This window comes from Mesorhizobium sp. M1D.F.Ca.ET.231.01.1.1, assembly GCF_003999155.2.
Lineage (GTDB): Bacteria > Pseudomonadota > Alphaproteobacteria > Rhizobiales > Rhizobiaceae > Mesorhizobium.
This window is the reverse complement of the sequence record NZ_RZOZ02000028.1, coordinates 1-6,440: the sequence shown is the minus strand read 5'-3', so window position 1 is coordinate 6,440 and position 6,440 is coordinate 1. Positions and strand designations below refer to the sequence as shown.

Here is a 6,440-nt window from a genome sequence, read left to right as displayed (position 1 = left end):
GGGGCATATTTGCGCCTCAATGTGTCGGGTTCCGCACGAAACGTGTCCCGTGGTGTAGATGATACGGGCGAGTGGCGAAGGCATCTTTCAGCCTGCGGTAGCTCGCGGCGGGCAGCGCCGTCGCGCCAAGCCCGATCGCTTTGACACGGCGCTCGAAGGAGAGGGACGCGCTGCGGCCGAACCCGGTTGTTGGAGGGCAAGGCGCTTCTCGCCCGTTCGGCATGCCCACCTTCCGCTTAAGTCTCTGCAACACGGCCCAGGCTCATGGGTTGCACGATGTTCGTTCCGAACACCGAAACTGGTTTACTGGGTTACCTCATTCGTGACGCCCGACACCGTCGTGGCTGAACGAGCCCTGGGCCAGTATTACTGAACGTGTACGGTTGTTACGGAATACCGAGATGGCCCTCGTTCGTCACTTGGCCCTCTCCATGACCAAGCGTTTGAGCCTGCTCGACTGCGGAATTGCTTTCGGCATTGTGCACGTACTGGGGGGCGAGTTCGGACGTCCATGGCACGAAGCGGCTACCCGCGATTGAAAACGTATTACCCAAACTGATCTGATCGCCGCTGCCGAGGGGCTCGTTGAGCAGGGATTCGCCAACCCGGACGGCATTGTCATCGAGGGAGCGAGCGCCGGCGGGGGCACCGTGCTTGCCGCGGCCCTCATGGGGCCAGATTTGTTCCGCGCCGTGCTTGCCGAGGTCCCGCTCGCCGACATTCTAGATGCTGAGATGGACTTCACAATGCCGTACGCGCTACAGGAAACGGCGGAGTACGGAGATCCCCACACCGCCCACGAATATCGCAACGTGCGCAGCTACGACCCGTATTACAACCTAAGCGCCGATCGGCCTCTTCCGCCGACTTACGTCGATGCCGCGGTGCACGATGGCCAGGCCCTCTATTACCAGCCCGCTTGCTATGTGGCGCAGCGTCGGTCATGTGCGCTCGACCGCGATCCTGAGCTTGTCTTCCGCATTTGGATGGTGGGCGGCCACAGCGGCGCTTCACACGGGGCTGGTGTAGCTGAGGAAGCTACATTTCGCATGGCATGGGTCCTCGACCAGCTCTTCAGCGATAAGTACGATCAGGAGAATCGATCAGGAGCATGAAGTGAGCAATCTAAACAGCGGCCTGAGGTGCTGCCACGCCCGACCATGTCCCTGCGCGCCCTTGTTTCACTCGTCATCTCACGAAGGATTCCCATCCACCCGAGGTGGAACCTCGTATCACGCCGACTGAATCGCTGGGGTCGTCAACAACAGCCTTGCCCAGGCTGGCTCCCTTAATCATCTAGTATGCGAGCAAGGGTCACCGCACAGGGAAACACGTCCGACGCGATTGTCCTCGCCTGATTGATGCAAGCGCGGCGTTAACCGAAGAGCCGGCCCTACGGCCTTCGATTTCTGAAGCGCGCAGGAATGACGACCGTAGCCTTGAAAGCCAGCGCAACGACAGGTCCGACACCAAGGACGGTCGTCAACCGCGCAAACCGTGTCACCCTTCACGATCGACAACAGCCTTTCATGCACTACCGTGAACTGCTCGCGAAGTTTCTGCCGGGCGGCGAGCAACACCTCCATGATGTCACGTAGCTCCGGGATGTCGCCGGAAAGGTCCTGGATGCGATCCCCAAATTTGGCAGCGCCGACAATGCCAACCTGAGACCGAAGTTACGCAACAGGCCTCGAATGTCATTCTCAATTGCGATGGCCTTTTCCTGCAGCAACTTGCGGGCTGTCAACAGGCGCCCGACGTTCCTGGCTCATCAGCGTCTTGACGTGCATCGGCCGGAACACAATTAACCCGCATCACCTGCGCAATGCCGCGCATCGTTGCGGTCGGTCTTGTTGCCTGCGCCTTGAGAAAGGCCTTCCGTTCCTGATGCTTGTGGCTGTTTACGCAGACCACGTTTTATCATCAGCTCGAAGCAGCACCTCAAACACCCGTTCGGACAAAGCCGAATACCCCGTCTAAACACCTAGCGCTATCCGTCACCCAACCTTTCAGGACCACCTTTTCACACGGCTGAGCATGACCTGTTCGGCCTCACAGAGCAACGTTCGCATCATCCATCCCCGCAGAGCGAAGCACGGCCGACGCGCTTGCTCTCTCCAGATTCCTTGATCACTGGCAGTTGCTCCTCCGAAACCGGTCGAAGTGCGCGGGCCGGGATTATCGATGGTATTGGTGAGCCCTAAGGCAACGACAGGCCCGACACCCGGAACTGTCGTCAGATACCGGCAGTTGTTATTACCCTGACAATATCGAGCACTTTCCGATAAAGGGGACAGCTCCTCCGCGACTGCCTGTGATGCTGCACCTCAGGCTATATCAGCTTGAAACGCCGCACCTCTGACCATTCCGTCCAGAGAAGGATCAAGCCGAATACCCCATCTAAATACTTGGTTGTTCGAGCGGGTCGTCACTGCTGTCGCGTAGATCGCAGGGAAGAAGTCAGATATCGTCTTGTGCAACCAGCACCAAGTCGCGCCAGTACCTCGTTCGGGTTAACGCCAACCGTTGCTGCAAGATCATTTACAGTTAAATCTTCTCCCAGTAGTTCTACAAAGCCACCTATAAGACAAAGTGCGTCAGGAACGTCTGTTATATCCACCATTATGTTATCCATGCATATTGTTCCGATTAGAGGGACAGAATATCCAGCGAACCGAGCGGAAGTTTTGTTCCCGCAGGCCCAGGGAAGGCCATGCTTGTAACCGATCCCAACGATTGCTACGCGGCTAGTTCGAGCCGTACGAAATGTCGCCCCGTAGCCAACCGCCTCCCCCGTAGCGACACTGCGCATGTCGAGTATTTTAGCTCGGAGCCTTGCAACGGGTTGCAGCGGATTTGGTTTAATACCAGCGTCATTAAGCCCGTACAGTGCTGAGCCCGCCCGTACCATGTCGAAATGATAGGATTTGCCGAGCCAAATACCGGCGGAGGCTGCGAGACTGCCACAGGTGGGCTTAAGCATATCGTAGATCGCCTGGAAGCGGTTCCTTTGCAACACATTGGTGGGGTCCGCACCGCGTTCGCTGCACGCCAGATGGCTGAGTACGAGCGAAGGGGGATACCTATGGAAAGTTCCAGAAAGATACGCGCGATGCACTTCGGCAAAAGCGAGCCCAAAGCGGGAGAATCCCGTGTCCACGTTGAGAAAGTATGTTTGCCTCCCTGTTGCGCTAATGGCCTCCAATTCGGCACAATTGTTTACAACGGGTATGAGCCCGTTAGATCGATAGTATGGGCCAAATTTCGCAAAATCATCGCAAAAAACCGCAATTGCCGCGCCTACATGGGATGACCTTAGATGCAACGCTTCGTCCAGATTGGCGACGAAGAGCAGATCGCAGCCGGCATCGATGAGCGTTCTTGCAATCTCTACAAGACCAAGCCCGTAGGCGTCGCTTTTGACGACAGCGGCCGCCCTTACGTTTGGCCCAACGAGGGCCGAGATGGCCTGGAAGTTCGCCTGAATGGCCCCGAGATTAATTTCCAATACAACATTGGAAGGCCGCACCAGTGGCAGCATGTCCTTCTCTCCAACAGTTCCCGTCTTCTTAAACCTTGCAGACTCGCGGCGCAGCCTACTAAGATAGGTAGGCGCGCCAGCGAGATTACCGTTTAAACCGGCGGAGCACCGCCCCAATCCCCATCTTCGGCGAGATCGCCCTCCAGTCGCCATTGATGATTTCAAGGGCTGTCTCCTCACGCTAGGCTTTCACGGCTATTTGCACCGTCCGCAGGCTTTTTGTCGTGAACCGTGTTTGGTCGATATTCATCAGCCTCTGCAGCACGAGGGCTGCCGAGAGTGTCGGCTCAGACTCCAATCATGCCAGAATCTGAGCTCATAGCGCTCAAGCAAGCTCGGTCTCTTGGGATATTTGTCCGCCGATACGGCCTCTATGGGTGGGTCGCACCTCTCCGCCCTGCCAAGCCGTCTTCAGAAGTTGTGTGCGTCAAGTTCTGCAAAAAATGGCGTGGCATTCAGCGGTGACGTTGGCGTGTCCGCCGCGCAGCCCCGTGTTTAGCGGAGCGGCGGACATGGCGGGCCGCGTCTCAGGCGGCCAGTGCTCTCAGGCTCTCCTTCTTGTGCTCGCGCAGATGATCCATGTTGAGGTAGCGGGTCGCCTCGAGCCAGTTCTCGTGGATCTCCACCGCCAATGCCCGAACCAGCCGCAAACAGCTCTGCGGGTTGGGGAAGATGCGAACGATCAGGGTGCGCCGCTTGATCTCCTGGTTTAGCCGCTCCAGCATGTTCGTCGACTTCATGTGCTTGTGATGCGGCAGCGGCAGCCGGTAGAAGCTCAGCGTCTCCTCGATGTTGGTCTCCACCCAATCCACCAGCTTCGGGTATTTTGCCTGCCATTTGGCGATCCACTGCGCCAGGTCGCGCTTGACCTCGGCTAGGTCGCGCCGGTCATAGAACCATCTGAGCTCCATCAGGCAGTCGTCATCGACCTTGCGCGGCACATAATCGAGCGCGTTTCTGAGGAAGTGCACGTAACAGCGCTGCCAGACTGCCTCGGGCAGGACTTCGCGGATCGCTGCCCTGAGCCCCGGATGGTCGTCGGAGACGACGAACTCGACGCCGGCAAGCCCGCGCTGCTTGAGCCCTGCCACGAACGCCCGCCAGCTCGAATGGCTTTCACGGTTGGCCAGCTCGACACCGAGCACTTGGCGCCGGCCCTCCCAGTCGACGCCGATCGCCACCAAGACCGCCTGGCTGGCGATCACGCCGGCCTCGCGCGCCCGCTCATAGCGCGCGTCCAGGATGAGGTACGGGTAAGGTTCGGCAAGCCGCCGCTCATAAAATGCCTTCAGCGCCTCATCCAGCCGCGCCGTCGCCTGGCTCACCGTCGAGGCCGAGAAGGAATGGCCGCACAGCTCCTCGGTGATCGCCTTCACCTTGCGCGTCGACACGCCTTGGACGTACATCTCGACCAGCGCCGATACCAGTGCCTTCTCCGAGCGCTGATAACGCTCGAACAACTCCGTCGAGAACCGGCCGGCCCGATCTTGCGGAACCCGAAGCTCCAGCACGCCAACCCGCGTCACAAGCTTGCGTTCGTAATAGCCGGACCGGTAACCAACCCGCTCCGTTGTCCGCTCGCCTTTCTCGGCCCCGATGGCCTCCGTCATCTCGGCTTCCAAAGACTCCTGCACCACAGTCTGCAATACCTTGCGAAAGCCGTCCTCATCCGACAACAGCAACGCTTTCAACTCGCCTCTGCTCAGTCTAACTTCTCGATTGGTCATGGCACTTACCCTTCCACGGGAATCGGTGATCGCAACGTCACCAGCGTGCCATGGCCGCCTCGCCTCAGCGCAAGGCCTGTTCTCTCTCCAGAGCTTTTTGCGGAACCTTCAGGACACTATATCTTCAGATTTACGGTGAAGCGCTGCAGGTCAATGACGACCGGTTCCTGTGGCGTTGCTTGCACCCCACGACGATCGACGCGTCTTCCCAAATCTTCCTGCCGCATGGATGCCGGTGAACAGCATCAGCGGTTCCGCCTTGCACAGCTCCTTGTCGACCTTCGCCACCTCGGGATGGGCCAATACACGCTCGACCGGCGGCGCTGGCGGATAATAGCGCTTGATCACACGCGCGCCGAAATAGCCGATCGGATAGGCCTTGAACTTCTGCTTGGCCGGCTTGTCGGCGCCCGTCTGCGGCAACCGCGAACTACCGTGGGGCTGAAGGCAACGATGCAATGACGAGCGCGTCAGATGCGGGATCGTCGGCTGAAGGGCATAGAGACAATCATCGAGCGGCAAGAGCGTGTGCTTGCGAAAGGCGACGATGGCGGCTTCCTCTTCGAGCGACAGCAGCGTCGAGCGCGGCTCTCTGGGACCGGTCGGAAGGTCGGCGGTCGAGGTCCGATTGCGCCACTTCGCGACCGTCTTGGGATCGATGCCATAACGCTTGGCGAGCTTCTTCAGGCTCTCTTGACTATTTTGTATTGCTCGACGGATCGCCTCTGTCGTCGTGGCGCGGCCGTGTAGAACCTGACCCATAGTGCCTCCTTTCCATTCCGCGGAAAAGATCGCACCATTAAAGCCGGGGATCAAACACCTAGCCCGTTTAATGCAGCGATGACAAGACCACTTTCTCGCGTCCGCACCGGCACGCACTCGGTCCACCCTGTGGCGATATCGGTCAAGACCATGGTTTGCACAAGCTGCCGGACGAAGAGGTGCCGGAATGGGCAACGAAGTCGACCTCGACATATCCAGGCGGATCGTTCCAGTCGCCGAAGGTGCGCACCGGAACTGACCGACGCACCGCAGAACTCAGTCCGGCGCGACGGCGCTGCCCGCCGCGAGCTACCGCAGGCTGAAAGATGCCTTCGCCACTCGCCCGTATCATCTACACCACGGGACACGTTTCGTGCGGAACCCGACACATTGAGGCGCAAATATGCCCC

At 59.0% G+C, this 6,440-nt stretch carries 3 protein-coding genes and 3 pseudogenes; 1 reads left to right on the top strand and 5 read right to left on the bottom strand.

The window, feature by feature from the left end; genetic code table 11:
- The first annotated feature begins 545 nt into the window (after window positions 1-545).
- Window positions 546-1,115, top strand: coding sequence for a prolyl oligopeptidase family serine peptidase (locus EN874_RS31970; protein WP_348628157.1), 570 nt, complete (start codon window positions 546-548; stop codon window positions 1,113-1,115).
- Window positions 1,116-1,313: 198 nt separating this feature from the next.
- Here EN874_RS31970 and EN874_RS34670 read toward each other — a convergent pair.
- The 5 genes and pseudogenes from EN874_RS34670 to EN874_RS34665 all read right to left on the bottom strand — a co-directional run.
- Window positions 1,314-1,914 (bottom strand): annotated as a pseudogene (locus EN874_RS34670) (transposase); the annotation flags it as partial.
- A 514-nt stretch (window positions 1,915-2,428) separates the two neighbouring features.
- The gene (gene alr, locus EN874_RS31960; RefSeq protein ID WP_127230893.1) at window positions 2,429-3,541 is read right to left on the bottom strand and encodes an alanine racemase; all 1,113 of its coding nucleotides are present in this window, start codon (window positions 3,539-3,541) and stop codon (window positions 2,429-2,431) included.
- A 527-nt stretch (window positions 3,542-4,068) separates the two neighbouring features.
- Window positions 4,069-5,268 carry an IS256 family transposase gene (locus tag EN874_RS31950; RefSeq protein WP_126097348.1) on the bottom strand — a complete coding sequence of 400 codons (1,200 nt, stop codon included), beginning with the start codon at window positions 5,266-5,268 and terminating at the stop codon, window positions 4,069-4,071.
- Window positions 5,269-5,625: 357 nt separating this feature from the next.
- A pseudogene (locus tag EN874_RS31945) lies at window positions 5,626-6,030 on the bottom strand (IS481 family transposase); the annotation flags it as partial.
- Window positions 6,031-6,110: 80 nt separating this feature from the next.
- Window positions 6,111-6,337 (bottom strand): annotated as a pseudogene (locus EN874_RS34665) (transposase); the annotation flags it as partial.
- Between the last annotated feature and the right edge of the window lie 103 nt (window positions 6,338-6,440).